Genomic DNA, 13,967 nt, shown 5'->3' with positions numbered 1-13,967 from the left:
ATCGTAGGGTTTTAAAAGTCATACTCTGTTTGTTTAATTAAGTGTTGGATAACATCTTTTTGGGATTCCCCTTTGATAAATTTCTTCATCATTTCAGATATAACTTGTTTGATGTCATCTTTTGATTGCCCGTATCCTGCTAGGATATATCTACTTTTATAATAATCAATTGAATAAAGTTGTTTTTTCTTGATGTCGAAAAAGGTATAATTTCCATATCTGTTTTTTGCTATAACATACCTGTCTGTTTTTTTAGTAACCGAATTCTTGTTTAAAGCACTATTTTCTCTCAGTCTGTAGGTTAGGGTTGTCGTATCATAAGTAACAGTTATGTTATAGTTTAAATCGGATGCAGTTACACCATTCTTCTGGCTCATAACATAATTAACAGCATTTGGGATTTTTACCTTTTTTTGTCCATAAATTAAACCGGTAAAGGATACTAAAATAATTATAGATAATAAAATTACTCTTCTCATAATATATAGGATTTGTTAGAACTTAGGTTTAGAATTGTAGTTTCTCATTTCCTTACTGTTCTTTGATGATGTATTTAGGGTTGTAGGTAAGAGATAAACGAACTTTGAATATCTTATCGGTAATATTATCTTTAAAGTTTACCTGAAACTGCCAATTATCGTAATCGTCCGGTGTATGCATTTTATCTACCGCTTGTTTTATTTCGCTATAAGTTTCTGCTTGTTGTAGTTGAGCTTCTCCAACGGCTTTATTACCTCCTGCTACTTGGGCAAGCTTATCTGTCCAATTTTCTGGCACTCTCGCTTGTCCTATGTCTATAATGGTAATATCTGTGAACCCGTATTTAGCGAGTTTTTTAGGCACTCTGGATTTCATTGCTTTAATTACTGCGTTAGATGCTGTGCCTTGTCGTACATCTTGATTGTACTCACCTTCAAAAGTCTGTTTTACTTCTAAAGTTTTCTTGCCTCCTGTAGGCGCGGTTTGTGCTGTTATACAAATGGTAGTTGCTAAAAACACTATTGCTAAAATTGCTTTTTTCATAAATATTGAGTTTTAATTATTTTTTTGATACATATAAGTGTATAAAATTAGCGGTCTGAGTAATTTTTATTTCTAACATTAGACTTATTTCACTACCCAGCCAAGCATAACCGTATCCTTTGTCTGTTGTAAATTTTTGAACTGGCTCTTTTAGCTCATAAGAATACAAGTCCTTTAATAGCATAATCACTCTATGTGCCTTTCTGGGGATGGAAGGTCAATCTTTAGTAAAAAACCATCAAATAAATTATTGTCATTAAAAGATAGCCAGAGTTCATCAAAAGTAACATGGCTATATTTTCTAAAACTCTCTGAACAACTTTATAAGTAAGTATTGTCCCTAGTTTCAACATAGTCATAGTTGAAATAACTTTTTATAGGATCATTAAATTTTATATACTTAAAGCCAGTAATTTCGTCTATGGATTCTTGATTATAAGCTAAATAAGACGTAAAAATGAATAAGAGTAATATTGTTTTTTTCATTTATCTTAGTTTTAGGTAAACTCTCGTATTTCGTTTCGCAATAATGCATATTCAATGATGTTTGACACAAATATGTTTACATCTTCATTATCCCATTTTAAAAGGCTTAGAATTGCCTAATTTGCCTAAAAAAATCTTATTATTTTTAACTAGTTTTGGGCTTTTCCTTTTCACATAGTCAATTACAACTTGATTTTTAAGCCTTCCCTTATTTCCTGCGGTCAGAGTACCATCGTGCCAAAAGGAGTATATCTCTTTATCTTTTTCAATAAATCTATCAATAGCATATTGTAAAGATAGATTGCTTGTTTCCGCATTGTCTATGGCAACAAGAAGCATTGTGTAACCTCTCTTTTTATCGTTAGTTTTTCCCATTATAGATAAGCTAATAATTTCGGTTTCTTTTTTGTCTTGTACTAGAAAAGAGCGATAATCACCTGCCCATCCACCACCACCGGCATTGCCAAAAGTGATATATCTTACCCCTAAGTCTTCAATAAATTCACGGTCAGAAAAAGATAAGTTTTTTGGACTGTCTTCTTCATCAAAAAACAATCCGATCAAATTATAAAACAAAGAATACAATCTAGGATTTGAGGCTTCGCCAATTTCATAAGATAGTTCGTTAATTTCAAACTGTGTGGGGTTGAGGTGGTTTGGTCGTGTCCATTTTGGATATTCATAATATGAATAATCTAATTTTGGAAGATTTACAATCTCCGGGAAAGTTGGTAATTCATTAATTTGTCTACGTTCTTGTATGTGTTCATCCCATTTGTAGAATTCTGTTTCTATCCCGTTGGTGATAATCATAAATTCAGGTTCTAAAAAATTGTCGTAACCTTCTGCCTGATCATAGACCTTTTGTGTAAGTGGTACATTGGAAGCTTTACATTCAATTAGTATTAAGGGGGTTTCTAGTCTTCCTTCTTTAAACTCCTTAGAGACCAAAATATCGGCTCTCTTTCTATTTGACAAAAGTACCTCTGTTTCAATAAAATTAAAAGGGACTTTGTAAATGTTTACCAGTTGCTGTATAAATTCCTGTCGCACTGTTTCTTCGGGAGTGCAAAGAATTAGTTTTTTACGAATTTGACAGAGATAATGTTCTTTTCCGTTTTTTTGATATGTTTTCACATATTTACATTTATGAGTTTCAAAAACCTTAAAGTAGGTCAAATTTTGGTGTACTCCTGTGTTTCTTTTTGGCTATCAGGAAAATCCCCTATTTCGTTATCATTAAAGGATTGAAATTCTAATTTATTCTCTGTTAAAGAGAGCATACGGGATTTTAAAATGTATGTACCTCCATTATCTCCTTCTCCGGGAATAGAAAAAGTAAGCTCACTACCATTAACTGAATATTGGAAAGTTATTGTGCTATAATCGCAAGGGTCGTTATCTACATAATAATTTTCTATGTTACCATTGTCAGAAAAGGTTAGGGTTTCTTCTTTTCTACAGTCGCTTAAAGTTATTTCGCCAGTACTTCTAGTAACTTTTACGAGTTGCCATTTTCCTAAAATTAGACTTTGATCAGCTGAATTGTCTGGAGAATCATCAGAGGAGCAAGAAACAAGATGTATGATTATTATGATTATTAGCGGGAAATAGGATAGTTTTTTCATAATGTCTTGTGTTTATTTGTATAAAGGTTTTGCAGTCTAATAGTTTGTATAATTTCATCCGAAGATATTTTGCTTTTAATGGCAAACTGATTAAGATCTTCCATAATAATTTCAAAGAAAATAACTGTGATATCGTGTTCTTTAAATCTGTTTTTCCACTTTTTTTGATTTTCTTTTGATGTTCCAAAAAAATTGCTTGTAGTAATAAACACTTTCTCTATTATATAGGATTCCGGTATTTTTTCTAGTATGACCCTTTTACGATCTGGGTACAAATAATCCTCTACAAATTTTAAAAAACCAATAGTTTTTTTGTTACTTCCTTCTAAGATTCGTGAGGTTCCGGTGCGCAGTTTTACTTCACAATCCCAAGCTATATTGTTAAAGGGATCAATAGCCAAGATATCTACATCTTTATTGTCTTTGTTTTCATCTCCATTAAAATAAAGGGTGTTGAGAGTAAACATATTTCGGCATTTTTGTAACCAGGTATTTACTATTTTTTCGTTAACGTCCATATTGGGTTTGATTAGGGGTTGTATTGTTGTTTTAAAGTGATAAATAATATCGCTCTAAACTATTGTAATAATTAATAGTTTCCTTGCGGAAAACCACAATATCAATTTATTCTTAATGCTATAGGGGTAATTTTGGGTATTTGATTAAATGTGGGATATTAAAGTTAGCTAATTATTCGCAAAACAGGATGCAGTTTACCCTCAATAGTTTTAAGGGTTTCTTGTGTGTTATTTTAAAATAGGAGTTATTTTCCAGATGCATTCTTAATAACCTTTAATATAGTTTTGTTCGATACACTTTTTTCTTTTAATCCTTGTTCTTTATGAGCTTCCAAAAGGACTGTGACTTTTTTACTAAGATTATCATTTACGTAAATTTTTAATGTTTCATCTTTTATGTGTCCAGTATGAATTTTTGCCACGGTAGTTCCGTATTTGTAATTATAATAGCTGGCTCCGGTTTTTCTAAAAACATGCGGAGTGATAAGCATCCATTTAGGATAAGTTCCTTTAACTTTTCTCTTAACCTCTTTATTCCCAACTTTAATTATTTTAATTATTTCTCCATGAGTTGGGCTGTTGATTTCTGCTAATTCACATACTTTTTTTACATAATCTCGCAATTTTTGTGAAGATATTTTGTAAGGTAAACCATCTTTAATAATCTCTTTAACTTGCTCAGCTAGGAAAATAGCTTCCGCCCCAGTTTTGGATTGTATTATATGAATTACTTCAACTAAATTGCCATTTTCATCAGGAACGTGCTTAAAATTAGTTTCGTCAATATTTAGGAGGTCTTCTACTCTTTGCGCTAGGGTGCAACCCAAAAGTATCCATTTCCTAGTATTTTCAAGGTGATTATTGGGTAGGTTAACTTCTTTTATTTTTTGAAGTTCGGTATCAGTAAGAGTAAGTGGTTCTTTTCTTTTTATGGCATACTTTGTAATTTCATAAAGTTCTGGGTTTGACACAACTTTTTGTCTTTTAGCAAATTTGCAAACGGCTATTAAATCATCCGCATATTTTTTGAGAGTGCTATCGCTGTATTTTTTGGAAATCAACCAAGTGCAAAAATCATCGTAAAAAAGTTGATCAACCTCTAACACCTTGCACATACTCCTGCCTTGGAAATCATTAACCAAATTTTTCAGGGTTTTATATGCCTTTAATCTATTTGCAGAAATACCAATATTACCTTGAACCGTTCTTATGGTTTTATGATTATCTATAATATGATTAATCCAATCAATGATATAAGGAGAAAGACCATTGTTATCATTATTAAAGAAGCCATCAACTACTTTTTTCACCCATCTGCTATTGATATCTATTCCTTTATGCGCATCTTCATCCATTCGTTCCTGGATTCTAATTACAAGAGAATCTAGTTTGTTCTTGATTTTTTTAAGAGGGGTTGAGGTTGCCTTAATAGTTTGTTTTTTATCGCTCCACGATTTCTTATCAATTTTATAAGGGGTTTTATACGATACATCCGCTTTTCTTCCATTTCTCACCCGTATATATAATGATATTTTGTCTTTTGTGTGTGTTCCAATTATTCTAATCGTTGCCATAGCATGTTATTGTATATTGCAAAGATATTAATTTCCCCCGCCAATCCCCCACATTTTTGCGTTAATAAGAATTATGCTGTTAAGTAATAATTAGTATAAATAATTGATTATCAACAATTAATAATGCATAATGGATTATAATTTTTCATAATATTGCATAGGTTCGATTCCCACCTTGAGTACAAGAAACCCTGATAAACATTTGTTTATTAGGGTTTGTTATTTTTTTTGGCAACTAGTTCAGGTTTTCTAGAGTAGCTTTATTTTGAGATATTGTCGTTATTCTGACTGAAACAATTTTATTGGTCCCAGATTTGGGCTTAAAATACTGTGATTTTATCGCAGCACTTCAGTAAATCGAAGAAATCTGTTTTTCAAAACTGTTAATAAGCAAAAGATATACGTTAGAGGTTGTCTGCAATCTGTACCTATACCAAGTAACTGTTTAACAGGTAGTAAATAGCAATACCTTGCGAATCAAAATCCCTACACTGTAAGTGTAGTATAGTTTAGTATTTTAAATTCATGCACAGTCTTTTATTTTATGAAAACAATTCTTATATTTCAAAAAAATCATTTGATAATCATGGGTAAAACAGCAATATTATTGATACAAATTATTTTATGTACCTGCCTCATTGCAGGTTGTAGCGATAGTGAGAATAATACCGACCCAGAACCAGAAGAAAACACTGGCAGTCTAGAGGATCTATCAGAAGATATGGTCTTTAAAGAGTATATTTCGGGAATTAAAACCATCTATACTAATAGTACTAATTTATCTAGAATTCAAGAGCTATTTGATAAAGACACTCCCTTGACAGATGAAGAACTTTTAGAACTAGCCAATAACCTAGGCTTTGACGATGTTGATAGTTATCTTGAAACATTCGAGCTATTATATCAACAATGGAGCAATCTAGCCGGGCGTTATCAATTTGATGAGGAAGAGATTAGTAATGTTGTAAGACTTTTTGTTAATACCTTTAATGGCGCAAATGTACAAAATAGAAATACTTCTAAGGTTTCTCAAGGTCACAATAAGAACAATAAAAACCCAGATGTATGCCCGCCGGGTAATAGAGAGTGTACTTGTACTCAAGAGTTTGAGACATGTATGGCGTGGTGTGTAGATAGATCATTTTTATTATTAAGAATGTGTGGCATAGATGGTAGTATACCTTGTCCTTTGGATATGGATGCTCACCATACAAATATGAGACTCTTGATCCGTTGTGCAGGTTTGCGTGAGTGTTGTCTCATAGGTTTCGATGATGAGGAGCGCTGTAAAAATGTTTTCGATCCTACCAGCTGTCTTATGATGTAGTAGATAATCTCAATAAAACTTTTATAAGCAGATCATCTTATAAGTATTTATGCTAATAACTCCCCGCTGGTACGAGCGTCTCGCTCATATCCTGGTGTACTTCATTATTATCGTTTCATTTTTCAAATACCGTATCTTTTCATAAGCATCGTCTTCTTACTCTTACCGGCACGAGCAAGATGTTCGCGTTAACAGGGGGTCTCCATCTTTAAAATCCAACATTGCACCTTCAGCTTTGCTGAGCTTTTTAAGAATCAGACTATTTATCTTAGCTGCACTATGATAAGAATCTTTAACTCTGCTCTTTGTGGCATTCCAATGTTTTTCTTCTATCCAGTTCAAAGAAAGATAACTTGATTTCCTATCCTTTGTAACTCTCACAGTAATCGGGTAAGTGCCATTTGCTTTTTTCTGTACTCACATAAGGCGTTTTGCAAATATTAGTAATTTTTATAAAAAAAATAGTTTGCAATATAGAGCAAAGATTCAAAACCCGGTTCTTTTGGGAGTGTGGGTTCGATTCACACCCGATGTACAAGAAAAAAGCTTAGATGAAAACCTAAGCTTTTTTATGTTTTGTTACAAAATAGGTACGACATTTTGTCCTTTTGATGTATCTCATTTGAATTATACACTTTTGATTATTTGTTAATACTATTAAATCTTATTATTTGGGAATTTGATCAATAGTTTTTGATATACTGTAATTATTTTTAATCCCACTCAGCACATTTTCCTGCATTTCGCAAAAAGCTACATTTCTGGAAAAGAGCTTCACTACATAGGTCTTGGAGACAATCCTCAATTTTAGCTTTCCATTCCGTTAACCTTTCCCTATACTCTGGGAAAGAACACCTCATTCTAGAGCCAAAATCGTGTTTAAGTCCGCTTTTTTGAATTTGAAAAAATGAAACTTTTGAAAAGTTACTTTTATCCATATCCACTTACAGGGATAATAGTATATTTATTGACTATATAACGAGTTACCTGCAAGCTGGAAAGAAGTTTAATTTAAACATTAATGAATGGAACAAATAAAAATAATATTCTTCGCCTTGTCATCCTTTTTTGGAATCGAGGATGGAAGAATTGCCGCTGATAAAACTACAGTTACGGTATTTCCTGAAAACAAGGAAATTGAAATCATTCAAGAAAAACTATTTACTGTTATTCAATCAGAAAAAGATAATACACTTGTATTGGAACAGTGGGATAAACTATATTATTGGAAAGAAAGAAAAACTTCTTGGTCAAAAGAACTGGACAGTTTTCCTATGAAAAATTTCAATCTTACACCTATAAAAAACAAAATACAACCAAATTTAACACTTACCTACTCAAATGAAAAAGATTTACGAAAGATGGGTATTTGGTATAATACAGAAAAAAATCAATTTTCTATCAACCATATTCCACAACACAACATCAAAACCAAAGACGGAAAATTAATTGGCAATTATTGGGTTTTTAATGGGGATAGAACATTTAGTTTTACAGTAGAGCCTTTTTTACAAATGCCCGAGAATTATCAAAAATTTAAACAACCTCTAAGAGAGTTATTAACCGAAAATAAAAAAGAATAAAGCCAGCAGGTAACAGCATATAAAATTATTTACTAGTGCAAGTGTACTTACGAAAATCCTCGCGAATTTTCTATTCGGTTTGTATTTGCTAAGTTATGTGCTTAAATAACACAACTAATCTTATACAAATACCTAAATACAAATGAAACTAAATTACCAACTTTCAAGTTCAGATTTTTTTCATGAGATACTGATCTTGAAGCTTTCGCGAAACAAGGGACTTTGCGTTTTGTGATGATATGGTAGAACGTAAAGCTTTAATCTACTATACAAAGGGTTTTTGTTCCTTAAGAATAAAATTTTATCTTTTTTTGAGTTGAATTTTTACTCTCTTACCAGATTTCTTAATTTATTGAGGTACTTCCTAGATATGTGTACACATTCTTCAATGCTAGATAGATTATAATTATATGCCTCATTAACTGTTTGTATCTATCTTTTAAACGCAGATACCTCTTCCTTAATCTTAGCTTTTAGATTCAATGTTCTATTTCTTTAAAATTTTAATTTTTTGTTAAAAGCACAATTTAAATAGTTCACTAAAGAACTAATGTATTATATTTGTAGCAAGAAAATTAATATGATTATGAAATTACCTTTGGAAATAGAAATAGGAAGAACAAGCACGCGCTTCTTTTGGAGTTTACAAAACAAGCTTAATTCGCTATTGAAACCTTTTGGACTCACTATTGAGCAGTGGCGTCTATTGATGCTAATACGTTACAATGAGGGCACGGACCAACAATTTCTGGCAGATGAGACCTTGAAGGTAAAGTCGGCAATAACTGCTCTTTTAACCAAAATGGGTAAGGCAGGACTGATAGCCCGTATAGCGGACGAAAAAGATGGTAGAAACAAAAAAGTCTATTTGACAGATAAAGGAAGAATCTTGGTAGAACAGGGAGAATCCATCATCATATCCGAAGGTAAAAAGGTACTGGAGGGTCAGGATAGGGAAAAATTGCAGATGATGGTGAACATCATGCAGGAGTTGACCGAAAAAATGCTTTAATTTTTTTATATAAACTTAATAGTTCACTAAAGAACTAAATAAAATAATTGAATATGATTAGCCCGAAAGGAAAAGAAAACGGTATAGGAAATAAAATTATCAATGCACCTATCGCATGCAATGGCAAGGCATCCAATATCAACGAATATTTAGAAAGAAAAACACACCACCTCTTTCTATTTACAGGAAATAAACCAGCGATAGAAAGTGCTTATTCCACCTATGACTTATTTGACTATGTGGTCAATAACCATCTGGAGAAAATGAATCCGATAATCGTAACAAAATTAGTTCCTATGGGATTGAGCGACAGGGAGATTATTCTTGATTTGGATGGTGAACTCTACGATGCATTCAATATCGGAAACCAACCTAAAATGGCCGTTATAGACGACAATAATATGATACTTGGTATTTCTGAAACAGTTACCAAATCAGGACTTAAAGTGTTAATAAATAACATTTTAAAAAATAAAAGTAACAATCAAAAGTGTTAAAAATGAGAAACAACAGCAATTATTTCGTTTGGTTAGTTTTCATATCGCTTATTCTAATGAGCTGCGGAGAAAAGCAACCAAAGAAGCAAGAAAAGAAAAAAGATTACAAAGAGTTTCAAACTGTAAAAGCAGAGCCAGCTGAGATTCAAAATACCTTAAATCTTACAGGACGTATCGTACCGATTCAAAAAGTAGATATCATCGCCGAAGTTCAGGGGAGGGCTCAAAACATGAGAAAAACCTTTAAAGAAGGTACAAGTTTCCGTAAAGGAGAACTTTTATTGAGCTTGGACGATAACAAGTTCCGTTATAACCTAAATGCACAGAAAAGTCAATTTGTAAGCGCACTTGTCAATGCAATGGCCGATGTGCAGTTGGATTATCCCAATGAATTTCCCAAATGGAATACGTTCCTTCAGGAAATTGATGTAGAAAAATCTTTGCCCACTTTACCGGAAGCTACCAACCAACAGCTGAAAAACTTCTTGAACGACAAGAACATCTATAACCTTTACTACACTATTAAAAGCCAGGAAGAAACCTTACGGGACTATCGCATCTATGCACCCTTTTCGGGTAGCGTCACTATGGCGATGATAGACGCGGGCGACTTGGTGCGTCCCGGCGCAAAGTTGGGTGAGTTTATCAGAACCGATGTCTATGAGGTAAAAGCAGCCGTTACCGCTAATGACATTAAGGAATTTGAAGTAGGACAAGAGGTAGAATTGTATGTGCGCAACATCGACCGAAAGGTTATGGCCAAAATAAAACGTCTCGGTACTTCCGTCGACGCGGCTACCCAGGCGGTCAATGTCTTTTTAGAAGTTCCTGGGGAAGGTTTAAAAGAGGGAATGTATGTAGAGTCAAATTTTGTCAAGGGTGCATTTAATAACGCGATTGAAGTGGATAAACATTTGATCTCTCGTGAAAACCGAATCTATGTCATCAAGGATTCTACAGTTGTGGCCAAACAAATCGAAGTGCTTCAGACCAAAGAAAGTAAAAGCATCATTACGGGCCTTGAAAAGGGCGACCAGATGATTACTGAAAAAACTAATAATCCTATTGCCGGAATAAAGGCAGTACCAAAAGCATAATACTGATGAAAGGCGCAATCAATTATTTTATAAAAAGACCCACGTTGGTCAATTTAATGATGTTCCTGCTTGTAGGCTTAGGTATTTTAAAACTGAGTCAAACACAGAACACCAACTTCCCGAAGCAAAAAACACGCTTTGTAGATGTAAGCGTGGCCTTCCCTGGTGCCAGTCCTTCGGAAGTTGAAGAAGGAATTACCATCAAAATTGAGGACAATCTTGAAGGTATAGAAGGCATAGACCGCGTAACGTCTACCTCTCAGGACAATCTTGCCACAATAAACGTAGAACTTACCGAAGAGGCCAAAGCAGACAAAATGCTCGTCGAGGTAAAGAATGCTGTAGATAAGATAACTAATTTTCCAGCTGGTGTAGAATCGGCGTCGGTCGAGAAACGCGACCCGCAAGACCTCACTGTTAGCTTTGGCATTATGGCCAAGGATATGCCACTTACCGCCATAAAAGATATTGCAAAACAGATAGAAGACGATTTTCTGGCGCAACCTGGACTTTCGCAGGTAGTGATACAAGGTGTGCCTGACGAAGAAATTGAGGTCCGCTTGCGCGAAAATGATTTGCGTCGGTACAACTTAACATTTCAACAAGTAAGTGCTGCAGTTAGACAAGCTAATTTGGAAACCTTTGGTGGTACTATAGAAAATGAAGCGCAGGTCATCAATATTAAAACGGACAATAAAGGCTACTTTGCCAATGACCTAAAAAACATAATCATTTCAGCAGGCGACAATGGCCAAACCGTTTATCTAAAGGATGTGGCCGATGTGGCAGACCAGTTCAAGGACAGTGCCACTGGTCGATATTTTAAGGGTGAACCTATCATAACGATGAGTGTTTATACGCTCAATTCTGAAGATATTTTGGCAAATGCCGAATTCGTAAAGAACTATATCGACACCTATAATGAAACCCGTAAGGGGATAGAATTATTGATTTTGGAAGATGGTACGGTCAACCTAAAAAGCCGTATCGGTACAATGATAGAAAACGGGATTACAGGTGTCATCCTTGTCCTCTTAGTGTTAGCACTCTTCCTGGACCGTTATCTGGCCTTTTGGCTGGCGGTAAAAATACCTATCGTGCTCTTGGGAATGTTCCTTTTGACGGACATTCAGGATATGACCATCAATGTGGTTTCCCTCTTCGGATTTATTCTTGTACTGGGAATTCTGGTGGATGATGCCGTGGTAGTCGGCGAAAATATCTACCATCACGCCAAGGAACTTGGCAAACCACCATTAAAAGCGGCATTGGACGGAACTATGGAAATGTTGTCGCCCGTAATCATCTCTTTGTCCACAACGGCGACCGCGTTCGCAATGTTCTTCTTCCTTCCGGAACAGGTCGGTGAGTTTTTCCAAGAGGTCGCGTTCGTGGTTATCGCGGTATTGATAATGGCGATTATTGAAACCTTCTTTATTCTGCCCGGTCATGTAGGTCACGCAAAAGGTATCAAAGAAGATATCAAATTGACTAAAATAGAAAAATGGTTCACCAATGCAATGGAATGGATGCGCAGTAAACTTTATATGCCCGCATTTTCAAAAACCGTATTGAAGAATAAATTTTCAAGATTGATTACTGTTGTAGTTTTTATTGGATTGCTAATAGGTTCTGTAGCCTTGATTCCTGCTGGCGTGATGGGCTTCACCTTTTTTCCCAACATTGATGATGATGCCGTATTTGTGGAGATGGAACTGCCACCAGGAACACCTGTAGAAGTGACCAAGCAAAAGTTGATGTCCATAGAAGAAGCTGTATGGGAAGTCAACGAAGATTATTCCGAAGGACGAGAAGATGGTAAGGATATTATTCGCTTTGTGGAAGTTATTACAGGGCCATTAGACAATCAAGGCGAATTAAAAATTACATTTCTAAATGGAGAAGAAAGAGGCATAAGCTCGTTCGATATCTCTAATTCCATAGCCGAGGAAGCCCCTGCAATCCCTGAAGCCACACGTCTTATTTACGGGCTTGGGGCAACGTCGGCACTCTTCGGCCTTCCGGTATCCTTCGCGCTAAAAAGCTACAATCTCGATGAAGTTCGTGCCGCCAAGGAAGACCTTAAAATAGCGATGCGTGATGTAGAAGGATTACGGGACGTTTCCGATACCGACCTAAAGGGCATTACCGAATATCAGGTGCGCCTAAAACCGAATGCCGAACTATTGGGCCTCAGTCTTTCAGAAGTCATGGCACAGATTCGTTCCGCATTCTTTGGAGTGGAAGCACAAAGTTTGCAACGCGGCGATGAGGAAGTCGAAATCTGGCTGCGTTATCCTGAAGAGGGTCGCCAAAACAAGGCACAGCTGCTCGATATGCGCATCAACGGCAAAAACGGTAGCAGTTATGCGCTAAGTGAAGTGGCCTATATAGAGGAAACCGTGGGCAACCTGACGATTGACCATCTTAATGGCCAGCGCGAAATACGTGTAGAAGCCAATGTGGCCAACAAGGATGTTTCGGCGCCACAGGTCATTGGCCAAATCGAAAGCGAAGTCCTGACGCCTATCCTAGAAAAATACCCATCGGTTACCTATTCCGTAGAGGGGCAGAGCCGTCAGGCATTCAAGCTCATCGATGCGATGAAAGTTGTTGGGCCAATCATTTTGTTACTTATTTTCTCGCTGATTGTATTTAACTGTAACAGTTTCGCACAGGCCATTATGATATTTCTGTTGTTTCCATTTGCTTTGACAGGGGTTATCATTGGACATCTTATTCACGGTGAGGCATTGAACATTTTTAGTTTAATCGGTACCATAGCCCTAATCGGTGTTTTTGTAAATAACACACTGGTCTATATTTCAACACTCAATGATTTACTCAAGGAAGGAAGGGAATTTATGGAAGCCGTCAAAGAGGCTGCCTACAGCCGTTTCAGACCTATCGTATTGACCACGATTACCACAGTTGCAGGTCTAGGGCCGCTTATCTTCTCAACTAGTTTAAGCGCACAGTTCCTTAAAGGGCCGGCGATTGCAATTGCTTATGGACTACTATTCGGTCTGTTCAATGTACTGTTCCTGATGCCTATTTTCCTGATTAATCTAAACAAATTCAGGGTGTTCTGGGCCAAGAAAGTGCAGGGAAAAAAAGATGTACAAAGAAGAGAATTGGAACCAGCGGTACGCCTTGCAATGGCAAATAAGGAAGAATAACAACATGAAACAAAAACCAAGGGAGCTTGTATCCCAATTAATT

At 35.4% G+C, this 13,967-nt stretch carries 12 protein-coding genes and 1 pseudogene; 6 read left to right on the top strand and 7 right to left on the bottom strand.

Going from position 1 to position 13,967, the window contains the following annotated elements:
- Positions 1-11: 11 nt before the first annotated feature.
- The 6 genes from ACFSJT_RS04300 to ACFSJT_RS04275 form a co-directional block, all read right to left on the bottom strand.
- Complete coding sequence (locus tag ACFSJT_RS04300) at positions 12-479, bottom strand: hypothetical protein (RefSeq protein ID WP_378318987.1); 468 nt, start codon at positions 477-479, stop codon at positions 12-14.
- Between the two features lie 52 nt (positions 480-531).
- The gene (locus tag ACFSJT_RS04295; RefSeq protein WP_378318986.1) at positions 532-1,023 is read right to left on the bottom strand and encodes a hypothetical protein; all 492 of its coding nucleotides are present in this window, start codon (positions 1,021-1,023) and stop codon (positions 532-534) included.
- A 573-nt stretch (positions 1,024-1,596) separates the two neighbouring features.
- A complete protein-coding gene (locus ACFSJT_RS04290; RefSeq protein ID WP_378318985.1) occupies positions 1,597-2,646 on the bottom strand; it encodes a type I restriction enzyme HsdR N-terminal domain-containing protein in 1,050 nt (349 codons plus the stop codon).
- 38 nt (positions 2,647-2,684) lie between these two features.
- On the bottom strand, positions 2,685-3,137 hold the full coding sequence (locus ACFSJT_RS04285) for a lipocalin-like domain-containing protein (RefSeq protein WP_378318984.1): 453 nt from the start codon (positions 3,135-3,137) through the stop codon (positions 2,685-2,687).
- Complete coding sequence (locus ACFSJT_RS04280) at positions 3,134-3,604, bottom strand: hypothetical protein (RefSeq protein ID WP_378318983.1); 471 nt, start codon at positions 3,602-3,604, stop codon at positions 3,134-3,136. Before ACFSJT_RS04280 ends, ACFSJT_RS04285 begins: the two co-directional genes overlap by 4 nt.
- A gap of 296 nt (positions 3,605-3,900) precedes the next feature.
- On the bottom strand, positions 3,901-5,010 hold the full coding sequence (locus ACFSJT_RS04275) for a tyrosine-type recombinase/integrase (RefSeq protein ID WP_378318982.1): 1,110 nt from the start codon (positions 5,008-5,010) through the stop codon (positions 3,901-3,903).
- 763 nt (positions 5,011-5,773) lie between these two features.
- Between ACFSJT_RS04275 and ACFSJT_RS04270 the strand changes: the two genes are divergently transcribed.
- Positions 5,774-6,556 carry a hypothetical protein gene (locus tag ACFSJT_RS04270; RefSeq protein ID WP_378318981.1) on the top strand — a complete coding sequence of 261 codons (783 nt, stop codon included), beginning with the start codon at positions 5,774-5,776 and terminating at the stop codon, positions 6,554-6,556.
- A gap of 162 nt (positions 6,557-6,718) precedes the next feature.
- Here ACFSJT_RS04270 and ACFSJT_RS04265 read toward each other — a convergent pair.
- Positions 6,719-6,955, bottom strand: a pseudogene (locus ACFSJT_RS04265) (Arm DNA-binding domain-containing protein); the annotation flags it as partial.
- A gap of 626 nt (positions 6,956-7,581) precedes the next feature.
- On the opposite strand from ACFSJT_RS04265, the gene ACFSJT_RS04260 reads away from it, so the two are divergent.
- The 5 genes from ACFSJT_RS04260 (at position 7,582) to ACFSJT_RS04240 (ending at position 13,924) form a co-directional block, all read left to right on the top strand.
- A complete protein-coding gene (locus tag ACFSJT_RS04260; RefSeq protein ID WP_378318980.1) occupies positions 7,582-8,139 on the top strand; it encodes a hypothetical protein in 558 nt (185 codons plus the stop codon).
- A 586-nt stretch (positions 8,140-8,725) separates the two neighbouring features.
- On the top strand, positions 8,726-9,151 hold the full coding sequence (locus ACFSJT_RS04255; RefSeq protein WP_378318979.1) for a MarR family winged helix-turn-helix transcriptional regulator: 426 nt from the start codon (positions 8,726-8,728) through the stop codon (positions 9,149-9,151).
- 53 nt (positions 9,152-9,204) lie between these two features.
- Positions 9,205-9,648, top strand: a complete 444-nt coding sequence (locus ACFSJT_RS04250; protein ID WP_378318978.1) for a hypothetical protein — start codon at positions 9,205-9,207, stop codon at positions 9,646-9,648.
- 2 nt (positions 9,649-9,650) lie between these two features.
- Positions 9,651-10,745 carry an efflux RND transporter periplasmic adaptor subunit gene (locus tag ACFSJT_RS04245; RefSeq protein WP_378318977.1) on the top strand — a complete coding sequence of 365 codons (1,095 nt, stop codon included), beginning with the start codon at positions 9,651-9,653 and terminating at the stop codon, positions 10,743-10,745.
- 5 nt (positions 10,746-10,750) lie between these two features.
- A complete protein-coding gene (locus ACFSJT_RS04240) occupies positions 10,751-13,924 on the top strand; it encodes an efflux RND transporter permease subunit (RefSeq protein WP_378318976.1) in 3,174 nt (1,057 codons plus the stop codon).
- The last annotated feature ends 43 nt before the right edge of the window (positions 13,925-13,967 follow it).

The organism is Aquimarina celericrescens, assembly GCF_042682765.1.
In the GTDB taxonomy this organism is placed as follows: Bacteria; Bacteroidota; Bacteroidia; order Flavobacteriales; family Flavobacteriaceae; genus Aquimarina; species Aquimarina celericrescens.
Note: the sequence above shows the minus strand (reverse complement) of the source record. Positions and strands in the feature narration are given on the sequence as shown.

Excerpts from the sequence above, each read along its gene's own strand:
- ACFSJT_RS04300 (WP_378318987.1), bottom strand. The coding sequence starts at position 479 with ATGAGAAGAGTAATTTTATTATCTATAATTATTTTAGTATCCTTTACC.
- ACFSJT_RS04295 (WP_378318986.1), bottom strand. The coding sequence starts at position 1,023 with ATGAAAAAAGCAATTTTAGCAATAGTGTTTTTAGCAACTACCATTTGT.
- ACFSJT_RS04285 (WP_378318984.1), bottom strand. The coding sequence starts at position 3,137 with ATGAAAAAACTATCCTATTTCCCGCTAATAATCATAATAATCATACAT.
- ACFSJT_RS04280 (WP_378318983.1), bottom strand. The coding sequence starts at position 3,604 with ATGTTTACTCTCAACACCCTTTATTTTAATGGAGATGAAAACAAAGAC.
- ACFSJT_RS04275 (WP_378318982.1), bottom strand. The coding sequence starts at position 5,010 with ATGGATGAAGATGCGCATAAAGGAATAGATATCAATAGCAGATGGGTG.
- ACFSJT_RS04270 (WP_378318981.1), top strand. The coding sequence starts at position 5,774 with ATGAAAACAATTCTTATATTTCAAAAAAATCATTTGATAATCATGGGT.
- ACFSJT_RS04260 (WP_378318980.1), top strand. The coding sequence starts at position 7,582 with ATGGAACAAATAAAAATAATATTCTTCGCCTTGTCATCCTTTTTTGGA.
- ACFSJT_RS04255 (WP_378318979.1), top strand. The coding sequence starts at position 8,726 with ATGAAATTACCTTTGGAAATAGAAATAGGAAGAACAAGCACGCGCTTC.
- ACFSJT_RS04250 (WP_378318978.1), top strand. The coding sequence starts at position 9,205 with ATGATTAGCCCGAAAGGAAAAGAAAACGGTATAGGAAATAAAATTATC.
- ACFSJT_RS04245 (WP_378318977.1), top strand. The coding sequence starts at position 9,651 with ATGAGAAACAACAGCAATTATTTCGTTTGGTTAGTTTTCATATCGCTT.
- ACFSJT_RS04240 (WP_378318976.1), top strand. The coding sequence starts at position 10,751 with ATGAAAGGCGCAATCAATTATTTTATAAAAAGACCCACGTTGGTCAAT.